Genomic DNA, 19,158 nt, shown 5'->3' on the forward strand with positions numbered 1-19,158 from the left:
ATATGTACTCACAAAATATTATTTGGGTAGATATTTTGCCAAATAATCCACTCCTACACTGGCCTTTTCAGCTATTTTCAGCACTACTGGTGGTACGCGATATTGCTCAGCATTTGGGTCGATAAGGATGAGTTTGCAGTCAGGTTTAGTTTCGTAGATCAGGTTTGCAGCAGGATAGACTTGCAGGGATGTTCCAATGGTTATAAAGACATCTGCCTGCCTTGCTATTTTATAGGCTTCATTCATATTTGGAACTGCTTCTCCAAACCAGACCACATGTGGGCGCAGTTGAGAGCCAAGTTCACATAGGTCCCCATCCTTAATATCTGTCCCATCGATATCATAGATAAGATTTGGATTTATTGATGACTGCCCTTTCCTAATCTGTCCATGTAGATGCAATACTTTGCTGCTGCCCGCACGCTCATGTAAATCATCGATATTCTGGGTGATAATGGTGATATCATAATCTTTCTCCAATTCGGCCAGTTTCCTATGGGCATGGTTAGGTTCTGCTGCCAAACAATCTGACCTTCTCTTATTATAGAAGTTTTGAACTAATTCAGGGTCTTTTTCCCAGGCTTCAGGAGTGGCGACATCCTCAACACGATGACCTTCCCATAGTCCGTCAGACCCTCTAAATGTAGGCAGGCCACTCTCTACTGATATTCCAGCACCTGTAAATACAACTATTTTTTTCATGAAAAATGGATTAAAAAAAATCGGTTTCATTATTCAATGAAACCGATTGTAAAATTAATTGTGAATTTTATTTCACAAAATATCTGTGCTCAATAACTGTAGCTTCGGGTTTCTTTTCTTCAATCGCTTCCTTGATTGGACAACTTCCCGTGACACCTCTCAGTACAAGTGCGCCACCAAGGGTTATTCCAGAGAAAGCTGTGATCGGGTTTTTGAGAAGCTTCCTAGCTCCCATACCGATAATAAAACCGCCAGCAATTACTGATAATATACGTTCTGATGTTCCCACATTACCATATTCGCAGGATTCTTCTAGTTTAGTTTTTACTTTGTCAATTGCAAAATTTAAAATACCGCTCATAATTTTCGAAATTTATTCCTCTACAATATAACGATTGAAATATTAAAATGTTTCCAGTTAGGTATAAATTTTGTGTTTAGGACATTAATATTTGTAAATTCAGGCAGAAAAGAAAAACATGCGCGTAAAAAAATATTCAGGTGAGCTGGTACCTTTTGATGAAACAGCATTACGTCGCTCCTTAACCCGATCTGGAGCCAATGAACAAGAAGTCAATATGGTTTATGAATCTATCAAAGGTTCGGTATATGATGGAATTCCCACTAAAGAATTATATGAAATGGCATTTAATGCCCTTAGAGGCAAGAAAAATTCCTATGCCGCACGATATAGTCTGAAACGTGCCATTCGTGAATTGGGGCCAGAAGGCTTCTATTTCGAGAAATGGATCGCGAGGTTATTCCAAGAAGATGGCTACGAGGCTGTAACCGGACAGACCGTCCAGGGTCATGCCGTAAGCCATGAAATTGATGTAGTTGCCTTAAAGGGCAATGAAATGTTGGCCATAGAATGTAAGTTCAGGAATGACGCCGACGCCAAGATCTCCGTAACTACACCCATGTACTTTAAATCAAGAAAAGAGGATATTACAGGAATATCTTACCGTTTCTTCAACCAAGATCATGAGTTTACGGATGGCTGGTTGGTGACCAACGCATACCTAACCACCGATTCTATAGCTTTCGGAAATTATTATAAGGTCAACTTACTTTCTTGGGATTATCCTAAAGGAAGTTGTTTGAAGACACGTGTTGATAGTAATGCTGAATATCCGGTGACCTGCTTGACGAATGTGACTGAACAGGACAAGGCTATGCTCCTGAAATTCCAGTGCATATTGGTTAAGGATCTGGTTAAGTCTCCCCAAATCTTGGATAAAATCCAAGTGCCAAAGGATAAACAAAAACTTATCCTGAAAGAGGCAAATGAGTTAATTAATAGCCCTTTAGAACATGAGTAATAAATATGTACGTGAGGAAATCAATTTCCTCAAAGGAGCTCGAGGTAGATGGAATGAATTGAAATATGCCATCGGTGTTGTATTTCAATTTATGAAAGGATTCCGGACCTTACATTTCGTCGGTCCATGTGTTACCGTATTTGGTTCTGCCCGTTTTGGCGAGGATCATCCCTACTATATCCAAGCTCGAGAGCTTTCGGCAAAACTTGCCGACCAAGGCTTTACCATCATGACAGGCGGCGGCCCAGGGATTATGGAAGCGGCCAATCGAGGTGCAAAAGACGTGGATGGCAATTCGGTGGGCTGCAACATTGTATTGCCCCATGAACAGAAGCACAATCCTTACATGGATAAGTTTGTAAACATTGATTATTTCTTCGTCCGTAAAGAATTGCTCCGTAAATATTCCTTCGCTTTTGTCATAATGCCCGGAGGTTTTGGAACTTTGGATGAATTCTTTGAAACGCTAACCCTTATACAGACCAAAAAGATCTCTCAATTTCCAATCGTTATCATGGGCATGGATTATCATAAAAACATCAAGGAACATGTCGACATGATGATCGAGGCAAAAACGATCAGTCCAGAGGATCAAGACTTACTATTGTTTACGGATGATATCACAGAAGCTGCCCTGCATATCATGAAGTATGCAGATACAAATAAGATTATCAAGCTTAAGGAACCGAAACCAAATTGGATATTGGGCGAGAAAAAGGCTATTTAATTGTAGTATCTAGTATCTAGTATTTAGTATTTAGATTTGGGGGCACTCCTAATTGTTTGCTTACAAATTGATTTGGAGATTGTAAAGATGTGCGTTTATGCCAGTGGATTATGGTTGCTATAATTCGACTGGCATAAAAACTTTTCCGTATTTATTTAATTCCTTTAGGTCTACTTCTCCTTCAAATATCCCGAACACTGATGATCCTGACCCACTCATTGAAGCGTAGATAGCTCCTTTTTCATAAAGTTTTGCTTTAATATCTCCTATTAAAGGATAGCGATCAAAAAGGGAAATTTCAAAATCATTGATGATATGATATTTCCAGTCTTGAATGGGAAGTTTAATGGCTTCTCTTAGGTCTACACTTGGAACCATTGGACTTACCCTGCTGTATGCTTCAGCCGTTGAGATATGAATTTCCGGTTTGATTATTATGATCTTATAAGGGCTTAGGTCGAGCTGGATCTCGCTGAGTTCGGTTCCAATCCCTTCTGCATACATCGCCTTGTTATCAATAAAAAATGGGCAGTCTGCTCCCAACTTTGCTGCATATCGCTTCAGGTTTTCCTTGCTTAAGTTTAACTTGAAGTAATCGTTCAAAAGCTCTAAGGTTGAACTGGCATCTGACGATCCACCGCCCAGACCTGCACCTATTGGGATGTTCTTCAATAGATGGATTTTTACAGGATCTATATGGTGGTCCTGTTGCAGTAAACGGAAAGCTTTAAGGCAAAGGTTTTGATCATCTGCAAGGAGATCAGAATTCCAGATTTGGAGTTCCAGTTTTTCAGCCGGCAGGATTTCCAGAACATCATAGATCTTGGCTGGATAGAATATGGTTTCCAGTTCATGATATCCATCTTGCCTTTTGCTACGGATGTGTAAACCAAGGTTAATTTTAGCGTTTGCGAACTTCAGCATATACAAATTAAATGATTTTCCCTTAAGTAGCCAATGAGAATTTTAATGTTCATGAGTAGCTTTTATTATATTTGGTCCTTAAGAATATGAAGTTGCTGAAGTATTTCCTAGTTATCTTACTTTTTGTTGGTCATTTTATCGAATTAAATGGTCAGAACATCCCGCGTGTCGGTTCTCCTTATGTGCAGCAGTACAGTAAGACTGTCTACCATGCAGGAAACCAAAACTGGGGAATAGCCGTGAGTCCTGAAGGAATGATATATTCAGCGAATACAGAAGGTCTTCTTCAGTATGATGGCCAGGAATGGGAGCTTTATCGGATGAAAAACCATGCGGGTCTTCGCAGCGTAAATATTGATCCCACAGGAAGGATATTTGTAGGTGGTGCTGGGGAATTCGGCTATTGGAGCCGATCCGACTATGGGAAAATGGAATATAGCAGTTTATCCGGGTTGGTCAGCGACCAACAGGCATTAAAAAATGATGAAATCTGGCGGATCATCATTGATGCAGATAAGATTTACTTCCATACCTTTTCCAAAAGTTACCTCTATCAGAACAACCAGATCAAAACCATCACCGCTGATGGTGAGCCCTTTTTATTTGGCTTCCAGGTAAACGGAAAAATGTATTTTGAGCAACTTCCTTCTGGTTTACATGAACTCCATGAGAGCAGGTTAATTGCCATAAAAGATAAACATAAGATTTTAGGATATAACATATTAGCTATGCTACCCTATAGTTCTAATGAAGTGTTGATAGGGACTGATCGCAATGGCGTTTACAAGATGAATTCCGATGGTAGCATGGAGCCATGGAAAACCGAAGCCCAGGACTTGCTGAAAAAATATCAGATCAATAATGCAGTAAAGCTTTTTGGAAACCAGTATGCATTTGGTACTATCCAAAATGGAGTCATCATTGTCAATCAAGCGGGGGAAATTGTTCAGCATATCAATAAAAACAATGGCCTGCAGAACAATACGGTCCTCAGCTTAGCCGTAGACAAGCAATCCAATCTCTGGGTTGGACTTGATAATGGCATTGATCGGATTGACATCAATAGCCCATTATATTATTATTCAGACCTGACAGGTAATATCGGTACGGTCTACAGTTCGATAATCTTTGACAACAAGATTTACCTGGGCACCAATCAAGGCCTATTTGTAAGTGATTGGCAAGGGGTCAATGATTATAAGTCGTTAAATTTTAGGGTTGTGCCAAATTCCCAAGGTCAGGTATGGAAATTGGCCAATATCAAAGGGCAATTGATCTGTGGCCATAATAATGGAACTTTTGTGGTTGAGGGAAATAGCATGCGACGGGTTTCTTCGGTTACCGGTGCTTGGGATTTTGTCTCCATGCGAGATTCTAAATATTGGCTTCAGGCTAATTATACGGGTGTGAGTTTGATGCAGAGCGATCCTTCTGCAAGCTTTGTAAAACAGTTTTCCTATAAAAAGGACCCCATTAGGAATATAATGCAGATTGGTCCTGAAAGCTTTTGGTTGAGTAACTCGCAGAATGTGTTCAGCTTTAAATTAAGTCCAAACTTTCAGGACGCGTTAGAATTTAAATTAGAGAATAATGGTTTGCCAAAAGGCAGCAAATTGCATGGGATTTATAATTTGGCCAATAATATTGTTTTTGCTAGTGATTCCGGTTTTTACTTATATGACAATATCCTTCGGGCTTTCAAACCTTATGAGGAACTGAACAGCCAATTGGCTAGTTTTGCTTCCGCCAATAAAATCATCCCTATCCATAATAATGCTTATTGGTTTATCAAAAGATCACATTTGGCCAAAATACAGTTCCTAAGCGATGGCAAGCTAAAGATTGATTCCAGTTCATGGAATTCCCTGAAAGGTCGTATGATGAACGATTATGAACAGGTCTTAAATGTGGATGAAAACCTCTCCCTAATTGGTTTAGATAATGGCTTAGCCCTGTATTTCAATCAATATCCGGTTCAACAAAACATCCCTAAACCTATCATTACAAGTATTTGGAACACAACGGCTGAGCCTTATTCAATTTATGATGAACTTGAGATCCCCAATAAGGAGAATAATATCAGGTTTTCGTTTGCATCAGCTTGGTATTCCTCCTCAGCATTGAAGTACCAGTATTATCTGGAAGGATATACTGAATCATGGTCAACATGGGAGGAAATAGCATTTAAGGATTTCACCAATCTACCTTTTGGAAGTTATACATTTCAGGTCAGGGCCATAACTCCTAATGGTATTAAATCTGAGATTACCTCTGTTTCATTTAAAGTATTGCCGCCTTGGTACCTGAGTTGGCCTGCTATTCTTGCTTATTTCATTGCATTTGCCGCAGTGATATATTTCGGTAAGAGATGGTATGAAAACAGGTTGTTGGAGCATCAGCGAAGGGTCAAGAAGAAATTATTGGAGGAGCAAGAAGAACGAATGGCTCGCGAGGCTGCTGCCAATGAGAAAAAATTGATATCCTTGAAGAACTTGCAATTGGAGCAGGAATTGGAAAGTAAGAACAGGGAATTGGCCAATGCAGCCATGAACATTGTCTATAAGAATGAGATGCTCAACAATCTGCATCATGAACTGACCAATCTAAATGACTCCAGTGGCAACAAATTGAGCAACGATCAATTGCGAAAGGTGAATAAACTGATCGATGAAGCGCATAGTGATGATCGGGACTGGGATCTTTTTGAGAAAAGCTTCAACGAAGCGCATGAGAACTTCTTCAAGAAGCTGAAATCTGAATACCCAAGCTTGGTACCCAATGACCTTAAGTTATGTGCTTATTTGAGGTTAAATATGTCCAGCAAGGAAATTGCTTCCCTCTTGAACATCAGTACCCGTGGCGTCGAAATCCGCAGGTATAGACTGCGGAAGAAGTTGAATTTACCTACCAATAAGAACCTTACTGAATTCCTTTTGGAAATGTAAGGCATCCCTCCTTTTATTTCATTTTCATTAGCTAAATTTCTTAATGAGTAATCACTCATTTGCTAAAATGTAGCTCTTTTTTAGCATGTGAACTGCTAAAAACACTTGAAATATTTGTTAAATATTTACTTTCCAGTACTACATCACTACATCATTACGCTAATATCAATTATGTGTTATTTATACACTAACTTAATTAATTTGTGATGAACATGATTGTTTTAAACATTTAGTTATCAAACATATATCATTTAAATAACATTTAAATGAGCAAGTAAAAATTGAATGTAGTAGTAATGTATATATGGATTATTTTAATTACAAACTTATACATCACATATTTGTTAAGTGAACAAACACTTTTTTACTTACTAAACATTATTCACTCAATTAAACCATTTGTTATATGAGGAAGTTATTTACACTGACCTTTGTTTTCCTTATTAGCTTTACATGGCTATACGGTCAAAGCAAAACCGTTACAGGTACGGTAAAGGACAGCCAAAGCATGATGGCTTTGCCTGGAGTTTCCGTTTCTATAAGTGGTAAATCAGGAGGAGCTCAGACGGATGAGGCAGGCCGTTTTAGCTTAGAGGCTAGCCCTACTGATTCATTGGTATTCTCTTTTATAGGATACGTGTCGCAAAGCATCGCTGTTGGCGACAAAGATCAAATCAATGTTTTCTTAGACGACGAGAACATGGCTTTAGAAGAGGTTGTGGTTGTCGGTTATGGTACACAGAAGAAAGTAGACTTAACAGGTTCCATTGGAAGTGTTAAGGCTGAAGAAATCGTGAAACAACCAGCCATGTCAGCTATGCAGTCTATTCAAGGTAAAGTAGCTGGTTTGAACGTAACGGCTTCAGAAGCTCCAGGTTCTACCCCACAGGTTACTATCCGCGGACTAGGAACAGCATTAGGAGGAAGAAATCCATTATATATCGTGGATGGTTTCCCAACTGATAACCTTAATTCAATCAACCCTGCAGATATCGAATCCATTAACGTATTGAAAGACGCTTCTTCGGCTTCTATCTATGGTGTTCGTGCTGCGAATGGTGTAATCATGGTTACTACCAAAAAAGGTAGAGCTGGTTCTGTTAAGATTGGCTACGAGGGCTATGCAGGTATGAAAAACATGCTGAACCGTGTTAAGATGGCTGATGCTTCTCAGTATATCCAATATTATAACGAAAACATTCAGGGAATCGGAAGAGGTACCTTATTGGCAGCAAACCAAGCAAATAATACAGATTGGTTTGATGAAATCCTGCAAAATGGTACCGTATTCAATAATTCCATCAATATTTCTGGTGGATCTGAAATTGTAGACTATTTCTTCAGTGCGAACAATTTCACTGAACAAGGTATTATCGACGGTTCTAAATTCACTAGAAATACCATCAGAAACAACAATACCTACAAGTTTTTGGACAACAAACTTAAGTTTATCCAAACCTTAAACCTTTCATTCAATAAATCTACGCCAAAACCTTTCGGTGCATTTAATGATGCCTACCGCCAGACTCCATTGGCTCCAGTTATGTTTGACAACGGTCGTTATGGTACTTCAATTTACAATTCAACTACTGGTGTTGCTGGATACCAAACTCAACCTGGTGAAACTACCGGTAAATTGAACTCGATCGGTAACCCAGTTTATGCAATCCAAAGAGCTAATCAATTGTTGAACAATACCCGTCTTCAAGGTGGTATCGAAGCGGAATACCAAATCTTTGATTTCTTAAAGATCAATTCACGTATCGGTGGTACTAAGATCTTCAGCAATGAAAGATCTTTTACTGACATCAAAGATGCTTGGTTAAATGGTAATCCACTTCGTACTGAAGCAGATTTCAATAAATTGAAAAATGACAATCCAAATGTCACTCAATATGCAAACAACAGCTTGATGTACAAAAAGAATGAAGATTTCAGATGGCAATGGGAAACCTTCTTGACATTTGACAAAAACTTCAATGGCCATCAAGTAAATGCTGTTGCCGGTTTCTCTAGGGAGAAATCTAATATTTCAAATATGCTTTCAGGAACTGGATATGACTTACCTGTTTTGGAGCAATATTGGAACATTGACATGGCTTCAGCAGATTATACCAAGGTGTTGAACCAAACTTATTATACACCAAGAGCCTTAGCTTCCTATTTCGGTCGTGTTCAATATAACTACAACAGTAAATATTATGCTACAGCGACCATCAGACGTGATGGATCAAGTGTTTTCAGAAACACAGGTAACTACTATGCAACCTTTCCTTCATTTGGTTTAGGTTGGACCATCTCCAATGAAGACTTCATGAAAGACAATACCGTATTGAATTTCTTGAAATTAAGAGCAAACTGGGGTGTATTAGGAAACCAAGATATTCCATTGAACGTTTCTCAATTATTGACTGCTGAAGGTAGTTCAAACTATAACTACGTATTTGGCCCTGGTCAAGATCTAGTATTGGGCGCAGCTTTTGGTAGCCCTGCATTACCATTGACTTGGGAGAAAACTCAAGAAACTGGCGTAGGGTTGGATTTTGAAATGTTCAACAGAAAACTTTCAGGTTCCGTAGATTTCTACAACAAGTTGAATACAAACGTATTGATGAACGTTCAACCAATCTTGAACTCCCCTTTCGCCAATAACTTCTACGATCACGGTGGTAAGGTAAGAAACAAAGGTGTTGAAGTAATCTTAAACTGGGCTAACTCTGTTTCTGAGGACTTGAACTACAATATCGGAGTTAACTACTCTTACAACCACAATGAGTTGACTGATGTAAAAGCAGCTTATGACGGTGCTATCGGTGGTAGTCTTGCAAATGGTCAGATCACCAAGCAGATCAAATCTGGACAGCCTATCTACGGTTGGTGGATGTGGGAGACCGATGGCGTTTGGCAAAATAATGATGAAATTGCCAACAATGCAAAATATGGTACCCCTCGCCCTGGTCACTTACGCTATAAAGATCAAAATGATGATGGCGTAATCGATAACAGGGATAAAGTTTTCTTCGGATCGTATATGCCAACTTCTACTTACGGAGTGAACCTAGGTATCAACTACAAAGCGATTGATTTCTCCCTTTCAGGATATGGTGTTGCAGGTAACAAGATCTACAATGCATTGAAAGGAACAAGGATCAATGGTGGTGAAAACATCACAGAAGATACTTTCAACAACCGTTGGACAGCAGATAACAAATCTAACACCAACCCAGGAGCTGATAGAGATTCCTATGCATCTAGTTATTACTTAGAATCTGGTAATTATTTCAGGATCAATAACATTACCCTAGGATATACCTTCAAAAAGTTATATAACTCTACATCAAACATGAGATTATATTTCACAGCGCAGAATCCATTTATGTTTACCAAGTACACTGGTTTCTCACCAGAGATCGCTAGCGATGGTAACCCGGCGTTGACTTCAGGTATTGAGTTATCGGCATACCCTACTACAAGAAACTTCTTGTTTGGTATCAATGTTCAGTTCTAATTATTTAATGACGACAACATGAAATTTAGAAATTTAAATATAGCATTATTGGCAGCTGCAGGTCTTTTGATGACTGGCTGTTCCAAGGATTTTTTAGACGTGCCATCCCAGGAAGTAATTGAAGCTGAAGACAGTAATGAAAATTACTCACCCGAAGTCCTAGTGAATGGAATCTATGGGATGTTTACGGATTGGAATTATGGATTCTCCTTTATGGGAATTACAGAGATCATTTCGGATAATTCCGATAAAGGTTCTTCACCTACCGATACTGGTGGTGACAAAGATATCTTAGACAACTTAACCTATACCTCTACGGCTGGTTCATTCGCTGCTTTATGGGAACAATGGTACAAGTCTATCGGTAGAGCGACGAATTCCATCCAATATACAGAGGAATATGGCATGACAGATGAAACCTTAAAAAACAGGTATATCGGTGAAGCTAGGTTCTTGAGAGCATTGAATTATTTTTGGTTAGTTCGTGGCTGGGGCGATGTTCCTATCCAGGAGAAAGACCTGATCATAAGAGCTCCTCAGGCTGAAGTGTATGCTTACATTGAAGCTGACCTTCAGTTTGCGATCAATAACCTTCCTGATAAGTCCAAATATGCCGCTAAAGATTTGGGTAGAGCAACTAAAGGTGCTGCCCAAGGATTATTATCCAAGGTATATCTATACCAAGGGAAATGGCAACAAGCATTTGATATGGCGCAAGCTGTAATCGGTTCTGGAGAATATGCTTTGGAGCCTGATTATGCCAAGATCTGGAGACTTGCAGGGGAAAACGGTTCTGAATCTCTGTTTGAAGTTCAGGCAAGAGGGTCTTCAATCGCTCACGGTATACAACAATATTCGCAAACACAGGGTCCACGTGGTGGAGCTGCTGGAATCGGTTGGGGATTCAATACGCCATCTCAAAACTTATTGGATGCATTCAATGCGGAGAAAGATGATATCCGTCGGGATGCTACCATTATTTTCAGAAATGAAACCATGTTTGATGGTCTACAGATCGGAAATACCGAGAATGAAATGTACAACGAAAAGGCATATTCATCTGCAAATGGTGGAGCTAGCGATACAGATAAAAACCTTAGGTACTTACGCTTAGGAGAAATCTACTTAATCAAAGCGGAAGCTGCCAATGAGTTGGGCAATACATCTGAAGCCTTGACCGCTTTAAATGCCGTTCGCTCTCGTGTTAAACTAGCTAATTCAACAGCTTCAGGCCAAGTAGCCATACGTCAAGCGATCTGGAAGGAACGCCGTCTAGAGTTGGCAATGGAACATGACCGTTGGTTTGATTTGGTAAGGACCAAACAAGCTGAAGCAGCGATGAAAGCTGCAGGCAAACCGTTCGTTGCTAAGCATTATCTGTTCCCTATTCCAGATAATCAATTGATTCAGACACCAGATATGGTTCAGAATACTGGCTGGTAAATTTTCATACAATTAGAGGGAAGGTCTTCGGATCTTCCCCTCTATTATCCTTTCAAGCATGAGAAATCTATACTCCACTATTTTATTGTTCAGTTCAATTTTCATGGCTTGTTCTAAAAACGAAGCCCCAGATAAGCCTTCTAGTACCGGTTTTACACTGACTTCTGTTAGCAACGGCAATAAGGTGTTGAAAACCACTTCCAAAGGAATTGAGCTTCAGCCTGAATTTATTATTGAGTTTGATGAGAATCTTTCAAATCAAGATCTAAATAGCTTCATCCAGATTTTGGATGCTAATAAATCAACTATTTCAAGCACTGTAAAACTACTGGAAGCAGGTAAAAAGGTTTCCATCAGTCCGACTAAAGCCTTAAGCCCACTATCAAAATACGAGGTATTGGTAAAGAATACGCTGAAAAGCAATGCTAATAATTCCTTAAAACAACAATACAACTATTCATTCAACACAGCGATTGACCCTTCTGACAAGTTCAAGAGGATATCGCAGGAAGAGTTGATGACCTTAGTTCAAAAGCAGACCTTTAACTATTTCTGGACCTTTGCACATCCTAGCTCTGGAATGATCAGGGAGCGAAATAGCTCTACTGAAACAGTCACTACTGGCGGAACTGGGTTTGGTTTAATGGCTATCGTAACTGGGATTCATAGGAACTTTATCAGTAAATTGGAAGGACTTGAAAGAACCAAGAAAATTGTTTCCTTTCTCAAGACAGCGGATAGATATCATGGTGCTTTTTCGCATTGGTACCAAGGTGGGACAGGAAAAACCCAGCCGTTTAGTGAGCAAGATAATGGGGCCGATATCGTTGAGACTTCCCTACTCTTTCAAGGGCTATTGGTCGCTAGAGAATATTTCCAAGATGCCAGTTTAACTGCTGATATCAATGCTTTATACCAGGCAGTGGAATGGAATTTCTTCCAGAACGGGCAAAATGTCCTCTTTTGGCATTGGAGTCCGAACCATAATTGGGATATGAACCTGAAGGTTCAAGGTTGGAATGAATCATTGATCACTTATGTATTGGCAGCAGGCAGCAGTAAGTTCAGTATTGATAAAAAAGTTTATGACGAAGGTTGGGCTAGAAACGGTCAGATGAAAAATGGAAAGCGTTTCTTTGAGATGGAACTACCTTTAGGTCCTGATCAAGGTGGACCGCTTTTTACAGCACAATATAGTTTTCTTGGAATCAATCCAATGGGATTAAAAGATGCATATGCCGATTATGAGGTACAGGTGAAAAACCAGACATTAATCAACCGAGCTTATTGTATTTCAAATCCAAAAGGATTTTATGGATACGCTGCAAATAGTTGGGGCCTTACAGCGGGTGATATCCCTAATGGATATTCAGCGATGTCGGCAAGTAATGATCTAGGGATCATCAGTCCAACAGCTGCATTGACTTCCATGGCATTTACACCAAAAGAATCTATGGAAGCCATGGAGTTCTTTTACTATAAACTTGGGGACAAATTATGGGGCCAATATGGTTTCAAGGATGGTTTCTCCTTAGATGAGCCTTGGTTTGCGGAAAGTTACATCGCAATCAATCAAGGACCTATTATCATAGGGATAGAGAACCACCGCAGTAAATTAATCTGGAACTTATTGATGAAGAGTCCAGAAGTAAAAAACGGATTAAAGAAATTAGGGTTTAATTCTCCTAACATTTAATATATTATGAAGATACGAGCAATTACAATCGGGTTATTATTAGCAGCTGCAGGGACTCAATCTTGTCAAAACGTACAGAAAACGGATAACAAGAAAGAAACAAGCCAGTCTGTAGATAGTGTTGCCCATTCAAACGATTCCCTGATGAACAAGATTCAGCAGCAAACTTTCCAATATTTCTGGGAAGGTGCTGAACCTAATTCAGGAATGGCTAGAGAGAGAATCCATATCGATGGGGTCTATCCAGAGAACGATGAAAATGTCGTTACCATCGGTGGTAGTGGATTTGGCATTATGGGATTGATCGTTGGAATGGAGCGTGGATACATTTCCAAGAAAGAAGGTGAAGATCGCTTAAACCATATCATGGATTACCTGGGGAAAATCCCAAGATTCAAGGGCGCTTGGTCACATTGGTACCATGGGGATACCGGAAAAGTTAAAGCATTCAGCGAAAAAGATAATGGTGGTGATTTAGTAGAAACAGCATTTCTAGCGCAATCACTGATCGTAGTGAGAGAATATTTGAAGAATGGATCTGATACCCAGAAAACCATTGCCAACAAAGCTGATGAGCTATGGAAAGAAATCGACTGGAACCATTATACCAATGGCAAGAATGTCTTGTTATGGCATTGGAGTCCAACCCACGATTTCGGCATGAATCATCCTATCCAAGGATATGATGAATGTCTGGTTACATATGTATTGGCGGCTTCCTCGCCTACCCATGGTATTGATACCGCGGTGTACAACCAAGGTTGGGCAAGAGATGGAAAAATTAAGTCAGATCTTAAAAAATTTGATATTCCTATTGGAATCAAGCATAATGCAAAAGAAGGCCAGGTTGGACCATTATTCTGGGCCCATTACTCCTTTTTAGGATTAAATCCAACGGGTTTAAAGGATCAATATGTAGATTATGGGGAAGTAGTCGTGAACCATGCTAAGATCAATATTGCCTATGCTGAGGAGAATCCTAATCATTATAAAGGATATGGTGCAGATAAAGGTTGGGGATGGACCGCTTCATACTCCATCAAAGGATATGATGCCCATCATCCTGACAACGATAAGTCAGTTATCAGTCCGACTGCTGCCCTTTCCTCTACCCCTTATACCCCAAAAGAAAGTTTAGCTTTTGCGAGATACCTGTTCAATAATTTAGGTGATAAGGTATGGGGAAAATATGGTTTTTATGATGCTTATAGTGAAACTGAGAATTGGTTTCCGCAGCGATATTTAGCCATCGACCAAGGTCCTATCGTGGTCATGATGGAGAATTACCGTTCTGGTTTGATCTGGAATCTGTTTATGCAAGCTCCAGAGATTCAGTCAGGATTGAAAAAGTTAGGGTTTCAAAGTCCAAATTTGAAATAATTAGTGGTTAGTAATGAATGCTCAGCCCTGCATTGGGCTGAGTTTTTATGAATCAATTTGCAATGAAATTTATTAAGAACATACTCTGTTGCGGACTAATCCTTAGTTCCAATATGTTATTTGCCCAACAGGATCAAAAGATGGATTCTTTCATCAATGACCTCATGAAGAAAATGACCATTGAAGAGAAAATTGGGCAATTGAACCTGGTAACTGCCGGTGAGGCGACGACAGGTTCTGTAGTATCTACGGATGTGGAATCTAAGATCAAGGCAGGAAATATCGGAGGTATCTTCAGTATGACCTCTCCTGCTCGAATCCGTAAAGCCCAGGAATTGGCAGTAAATCAATCACGTTTAAAGATTCCCATAATTTTCGGAATGGATGTCATCCATGGTTACAAAACCATCTTCCCGATTCCGTTGGGATTGGCAGCAACCTGGGATATGCCGTTGATCCAAAAGACGGCACGTGTAGCTGCTGTTGAGGCTTCAGCCGATGGATTAAACTGGACTTTCTCACCTATGGTTGATATCTCAAGGGATGCCCGCTGGGGAAGAATCTCAGAAGGTAGCGGAGAAGATACCTACTTAAGTTCTCGGATTGCCAGAGAGATGGTCGTTGGCTATCAAGGTGATGACCTGAGCAAGAACAATACGCTAATGGCCTGTGTAAAGCATTTTGCTCTCTATGGAGCCGCTGAATCTGGAAGGGATTATAATACCACTGATATGAGCTTGCATAGGATGTACAATGAATATCTACCACCCTATAAAGCGGCTCTAGATGCAGGTGCAATGTCGGTAATGACTTCATTTAATGATATCAACGGTGTTCCCGCAAGTGCAAACCATTGGTTGTTGACCGATCTTTTGCGTAAAGACTGGAAATTCAATGGGCTTGTTGTAACGGATTATACAGCAGTCAATGAATTAATCGACCATGGCTTAGGTGATCTTCAGAAGGTGTCTGAATTATCCTTGAAAGCCGGAGTGGATATGGATATGGTCGGTGAAGGATTTTTGACAACCCTTAAGAAATCATTGGGTGAAGGTAAAGTTTCTGAGGATGAAATCAATAGGGCGTGTCGTTTCGTATTGGAGGCTAAATATAGATTAGGATTATTTGAGGATCCGTTTAAATATTGCAGTGAAGATCGTGCGAAGAAAGAAATCTTGACTCCTGATCACTTGAAACTGGCTAGAGAAGCCGCAGGTAAATCCTTCGTGCTCCTGAAAAATGCAAGCAATACATTGCCCTTGAAAAAACAGGGAACTGTTGCTGTTATTGGTCCATTGGCTAATACTGGAGCAAATATGCCAGGAACATGGAGCGTCAGTGCTGATCTGAATAACACGCAGTCCTTGGTGGAAGGCATGCAATCTGTTTTAGGTGATAAAGTGAAAATTGTGACTCATTTAGGCGCCAATCTTACCGATGACGCTGCCTTACAAGAGCGTTCTACAATGTTTGGTCGAACCATTCCAAGAGATGACCGTAATCCAGAGGATATCATAGCTTCAGCCATCCAGGTTTCTCAGGCAGCGGATGTAATCGTTGCTGCTTTGGGTGAAAGTTCTGAAATGAGCGGTGAAAGCTCAAGCCGTACTGACCTCAATATTCCTGAAAGCCAAAAACGCTTGTTAGAAGCTTTAGTGAAAACTGGAAAACCGGTGGTATTGGTGTTATTCGCAGGCAGACCTATGACGCTTTCCTGGGAAAGTATAAATGTCCCAGCAATATTAAATGTATGGTTTGGTGGAACTGAAACCGGCAAAGCTGTAGCTGATGTGCTATTTGGCGATGTAAATCCTTCAGGAAAACTTCCTGCAACCTTTCCTCAGAACGTTGGTCAAGTACCCATGTACTATAGTCAAAAGAATACTGGAAGGCCTTTGGCTAAAGATGCCTGGTTTCAGAAGTTTAGGTCTAATTACCTAGATGTGAGCAATGAACCTTTGTATCCTTTTGGATACGGATTGAGCTATTCGAAATTTGAATATGCCGCTGTAAAACTGGATAAATCAAGCATCCATAAAGCAGATAAACTAAAGGTTTCGGTTACAGTGAAGAATAACGGCAATTTTGATGGCGAGGAAATCGTTCAGTTGTACCTTCAAGACTTAGTAGGCTCACAAACAAGACCTGTTAAGGAATTAAAAGGCTTCCAAAAGATCTTTATTGAAAAAGGGAAATCAAAAGAAGTTGAATTCATAATTGAAGAAGAAGATCTTCGATTCTATAATCAACAGTTAGAATTTGTATCAGAACCAGGAAAATTCAAGGTCTATGTTGGCACCAATTCAAGAGATGTACAGGAAGCTGAATTTGAATTAATGGACTAGAAGAACTTGCATAATAATAGTTAGAACAATGAGTAAGAGCGACCAATTATGGTCGCTCTTCTTTATTTTGCTTCGCTGAAAAAGTCTACTTCAATAAACTTCTGGAATTCGCTTTCGTCATCCTGCGCCAATTGAAACTGTTTGATTACTCCAGCAATATTCAATTTTGTTTCTGCCAAAAGTCCCGCATCTTTATCATGAGCTACCAGGACTGATTGACCAGAAAGCTCATCTTTTATTTCATAGACAATATAGGTCTCACTGATTGGTATCAGGGTAAATACATCAATTACCGGAATCGAGATATAACCAGAAATAACTCCTTCTCCTTCGATTTTTCTCGGTACTCCAGTAATAATAACTCCAGTTCCAGCTTCCAATGATTCCAATTCTCCATGTGAGTTTATTACTTGAGGTGCATACTTCTGGAAACTATCAGAAAGATTATCATCAAACCTTCCTTCAATTTCCTGTTGTTCCCTAGAGGAAAGGTTTTTCATGGCTAAATTCAAGAACAGGACTGCCTTTTGTTTTTGAAGCACTGCACCAGCGACCTTTGAAACCTCTGACTGTGAGATAAGGTCATCATCTGCTTTTGTGAAAATATTATAAAATTGACCACCATTGTCCAAGGCATCGATGGCTTGACTGGCACTATTGAAAGGTGTTATTTGTTCCATGTGTGAATTTATTATTGATATACTTAAATCTAAGTATTTTATTGTTCTAATAACAGCGATTTACCGATTATCTAGGTTTTTTTGGCATTTATGACATGGGTAAGATGATGATTACAATGCCAAGCATAGATCCCGATGGCAGTTTCAATACTGATTGCCTTCTTGCTTTCAGGATTGATAAATTGCTTTTTCAAATCCTCTTCCGAAAGGCTTTCCAGTAGTGTCGCCCAGCGCTGATGTAGTCCTTCCAAGATCTTTATCGAACTTTCAATAGGTTGCAAACTATCTGCAAGGCTAGCCCATTTGTCTTCCTTATAAGGTTTTATTATCGGTGTATCTTCCGTGAGTGCCAGTTTAAAACGAATAAAACTATTCATATGGCTATCAGCGCAATGATGAACCAATTGTCTGATGGTCCAGCCTCCTTCCCTATACCTCAATTCCAAATCCTTTTCCTGAAGCTTCTGTACTTCATTTTTTAGGTATTCAGGAAACTTAGCTATGGTATTGATCCAGCTTTCGATGGTTTCTTTACTAATATTTTCAGGTTGACTGAACTTACCGATGGGGTACCTCAGCTTTTCAAGTTGATCTTTTAGCATTTCATTAGGCTTTTATTCCTCAATTTAATTGGATTTATGCCAATTTTCCTCGAAGTAGTTAATGTATTGACGGTATTGTGATTCTGGTTCAGCATTCTGTACAACAATGCTTTTCCACTCATCAAATTTAGCTTTATCCTTCGCATGAAAGTAACTCTGAGCCATATTAATGGCCATTTCAGCGATTTGATTTTTATCAGAAGCGAGTTCTATTCCTTTTCTATAAACCTTTTCGGCTTCAGGTAAGTTATTGAGGTGTTTTAAGGAAAATCCGAGTTCACGGTAATACCAAAAGTTACTCGGATCATTTTCAATCGCCTTATTTAAAACGATTACAGCCTTATAGAAGCTTCCTGTAGCATTATAGGCATAACCCAGTTCAAATTCCAATCCCGGATAGTGTGGATCCTCCTGATAGGCTTTTTGCAGGATTGGCAAAGCTTTGATACTTGCGCCAGCACCATTCATCATTGAAGCTTTATGAACCCTTGTCTCAATGAAATCAGCATTCTGTTTATAATTCTGGAGCCATTCCGGTGGATTTGCTAAGCCTAGTTTTGTGACTTGTTCATCAGTCAGGACCCTCACATTAAAAGAGTTGCGATCAAGCCTCATGATAATGTTGCTGCTTGTGTCCAATCTAGGTACTTTATGGAATTCACTGTTTTTATATTCCAGTTCCCCCTGATAGTTAAAAGAATAACCAGCTTCAGAGTCCAGATAGATAAATCCTAATGCATAGGTATTCTGATTCTCCTTTTTATCAAAGATTACCCACTTGTCCTCGGCATCATAAAACTTGGTTTCAAAAGTCAGAGAGGACTTTTGAGCAAAGGCAATTTGTATCAGAGAAATAAAAAGGATAAGAAATTTTTTCATGCCGT

Annotated in this window: 14 protein-coding genes; 8 read left to right on the forward strand and 6 right to left on the reverse strand. The window is 39.6% G+C overall.

The genetic code is table 11. The features are described 5' to 3' along the window. Positions 1–18 precede the first annotated feature (18 nt). Positions 19–702 (reverse strand): NAD-dependent deacylase, encoded by a 684-nt coding sequence (locus RT138_RS02475; protein WP_313189381.1) that lies wholly within the window; start codon positions 700–702, stop codon positions 19–21. 67 nt (positions 703–769) lie between these two features. After that, positions 770–1,063, reverse strand: a complete 294-nt coding sequence (locus tag RT138_RS02480; RefSeq protein ID WP_185212136.1) for a DUF2892 domain-containing protein — start codon at positions 1,061–1,063, stop codon at positions 770–772. Between the two features lie 118 nt (positions 1,064–1,181). On the opposite strand from RT138_RS02480, the gene RT138_RS02485 reads away from it, so the two are divergent. Next, the gene (locus RT138_RS02485; protein WP_313189382.1) at positions 1,182–2,024 is read left to right on the forward strand and encodes an ATP cone domain-containing protein; all 843 of its coding nucleotides are present in this window, start codon (positions 1,182–1,184) and stop codon (positions 2,022–2,024) included. Next, the gene (locus tag RT138_RS02490; RefSeq protein ID WP_313189383.1) at positions 2,017–2,751 is read left to right on the forward strand and encodes a TIGR00730 family Rossman fold protein; all 735 of its coding nucleotides are present in this window, start codon (positions 2,017–2,019) and stop codon (positions 2,749–2,751) included. The genes RT138_RS02485 and RT138_RS02490 overlap by 8 nt, the downstream gene beginning before the upstream one ends. Positions 2,752–2,868: 117 nt before the next feature. On the opposite strand, the gene ispE is transcribed toward RT138_RS02490, so the two are convergent. Continuing rightward, a complete protein-coding gene (ispE, locus tag RT138_RS02495; RefSeq protein ID WP_313189384.1) occupies positions 2,869–3,675 on the reverse strand; it encodes a 4-(cytidine 5'-diphospho)-2-C-methyl-D-erythritol kinase in 807 nt (268 codons plus the stop codon). Between the two features lie 86 nt (positions 3,676–3,761). Between ispE and RT138_RS02500 the strand changes: the two genes are divergently transcribed. The 6 genes from RT138_RS02500 to bglX all read left to right on the forward strand — a co-directional run bounded on the left by RT138_RS02500 (position 3,762) and on the right by bglX (position 16,992). After that, complete coding sequence (locus RT138_RS02500; protein ID WP_313189385.1) at positions 3,762–6,620, forward strand: triple tyrosine motif-containing protein; 2,859 nt, start codon at positions 3,762–3,764, stop codon at positions 6,618–6,620. A gap of 406 nt (positions 6,621–7,026) precedes the next feature. Beyond that, positions 7,027–10,128 carry a TonB-dependent receptor gene (locus RT138_RS02505; protein WP_313189386.1) on the forward strand — a complete coding sequence of 1,034 codons (3,102 nt, stop codon included), beginning with the start codon at positions 7,027–7,029 and terminating at the stop codon, positions 10,126–10,128. An 18-nt stretch (positions 10,129–10,146) separates the two neighbouring features. Further along, positions 10,147–11,571 carry a RagB/SusD family nutrient uptake outer membrane protein gene (locus RT138_RS02510; RefSeq protein ID WP_313189387.1) on the forward strand — a complete coding sequence of 475 codons (1,425 nt, stop codon included), beginning with the start codon at positions 10,147–10,149 and terminating at the stop codon, positions 11,569–11,571. Positions 11,572–11,629: 58 nt separating this feature from the next. After that, positions 11,630–13,267 carry a glucoamylase family protein gene (locus tag RT138_RS02515; protein WP_313189388.1) on the forward strand — a complete coding sequence of 546 codons (1,638 nt, stop codon included), beginning with the start codon at positions 11,630–11,632 and terminating at the stop codon, positions 13,265–13,267. A 6-nt stretch (positions 13,268–13,273) separates the two neighbouring features. After that, the gene (locus tag RT138_RS02520; RefSeq protein ID WP_313189389.1) at positions 13,274–14,647 is read left to right on the forward strand and encodes a glucoamylase family protein; all 1,374 of its coding nucleotides are present in this window, start codon (positions 13,274–13,276) and stop codon (positions 14,645–14,647) included. Positions 14,648–14,709: 62 nt separating this feature from the next. Beyond that, positions 14,710–16,992 (forward strand): beta-glucosidase BglX, encoded by a 2,283-nt coding sequence (gene bglX, locus RT138_RS02525; protein WP_313189390.1) that lies wholly within the window; start codon positions 14,710–14,712, stop codon positions 16,990–16,992. Between the two features lie 62 nt (positions 16,993–17,054). On the opposite strand, the gene RT138_RS02530 is transcribed toward bglX, so the two are convergent. The 3 genes from RT138_RS02530 to RT138_RS02540 all read right to left on the reverse strand — a co-directional run bounded on the left by RT138_RS02530 (position 17,055) and on the right by RT138_RS02540 (position 19,153). Continuing rightward, complete coding sequence (locus RT138_RS02530) at positions 17,055–17,672, reverse strand: hypothetical protein (protein WP_313189391.1); 618 nt, start codon at positions 17,670–17,672, stop codon at positions 17,055–17,057. Between the two features lie 71 nt (positions 17,673–17,743). Continuing rightward, on the reverse strand, positions 17,744–18,274 hold the full coding sequence (locus tag RT138_RS02535) for a YfiT family bacillithiol transferase (protein ID WP_313189392.1): 531 nt from the start codon (positions 18,272–18,274) through the stop codon (positions 17,744–17,746). A 24-nt stretch (positions 18,275–18,298) separates the two neighbouring features. Continuing rightward, complete coding sequence (locus tag RT138_RS02540) at positions 18,299–19,153, reverse strand: tetratricopeptide repeat protein (RefSeq protein ID WP_313189393.1); 855 nt, start codon at positions 19,151–19,153, stop codon at positions 18,299–18,301. Positions 19,154–19,158 lie beyond the last annotated feature (5 nt).

The sequence above is a fragment of the Sphingobacterium sp. genome (assembly GCF_032065005.1).
Classification (GTDB): Bacteria; Bacteroidota; Bacteroidia; order Sphingobacteriales; family Sphingobacteriaceae; genus Sphingobacterium.

Bases quoted from the DNA above. Each gene is read 5' to 3' on its own strand.
- RT138_RS02475 (WP_313189381.1), bottom strand. From the start codon at position 702: ATGAAAAAAATAGTTGTATTTACAGGTGCTGGAATATCAGTAGAGAGT.
- RT138_RS02480 (WP_185212136.1), bottom strand. From the start codon at position 1,063: ATGAGCGGTATTTTAAATTTTGCAATTGACAAAGTAAAAACTAAACTA.
- RT138_RS02485 (WP_313189382.1), top strand. From the start codon at position 1,182: ATGCGCGTAAAAAAATATTCAGGTGAGCTGGTACCTTTTGATGAAACA.
- RT138_RS02490 (WP_313189383.1), top strand. From the start codon at position 2,017: ATGAGTAATAAATATGTACGTGAGGAAATCAATTTCCTCAAAGGAGCT.
- ispE (WP_313189384.1), bottom strand. From the start codon at position 3,675: ATGCTGAAGTTCGCAAACGCTAAAATTAACCTTGGTTTACACATCCGT.
- RT138_RS02500 (WP_313189385.1), top strand. From the start codon at position 3,762: ATGAAGTTGCTGAAGTATTTCCTAGTTATCTTACTTTTTGTTGGTCAT.
- RT138_RS02505 (WP_313189386.1), top strand. From the start codon at position 7,027: ATGAGGAAGTTATTTACACTGACCTTTGTTTTCCTTATTAGCTTTACA.
- RT138_RS02510 (WP_313189387.1), top strand. From the start codon at position 10,147: ATGAAATTTAGAAATTTAAATATAGCATTATTGGCAGCTGCAGGTCTT.
- RT138_RS02515 (WP_313189388.1), top strand. From the start codon at position 11,630: ATGAGAAATCTATACTCCACTATTTTATTGTTCAGTTCAATTTTCATG.
- RT138_RS02520 (WP_313189389.1), top strand. From the start codon at position 13,274: ATGAAGATACGAGCAATTACAATCGGGTTATTATTAGCAGCTGCAGGG.
- bglX (WP_313189390.1), top strand. From the start codon at position 14,710: ATGAAATTTATTAAGAACATACTCTGTTGCGGACTAATCCTTAGTTCC.
- RT138_RS02530 (WP_313189391.1), bottom strand. From the start codon at position 17,672: ATGGAACAAATAACACCTTTCAATAGTGCCAGTCAAGCCATCGATGCC.
- RT138_RS02535 (WP_313189392.1), bottom strand. From the start codon at position 18,274: ATGCTAAAAGATCAACTTGAAAAGCTGAGGTACCCCATCGGTAAGTTC.
- RT138_RS02540 (WP_313189393.1), bottom strand. From the start codon at position 19,153: ATGAAAAAATTTCTTATCCTTTTTATTTCTCTGATACAAATTGCCTTT.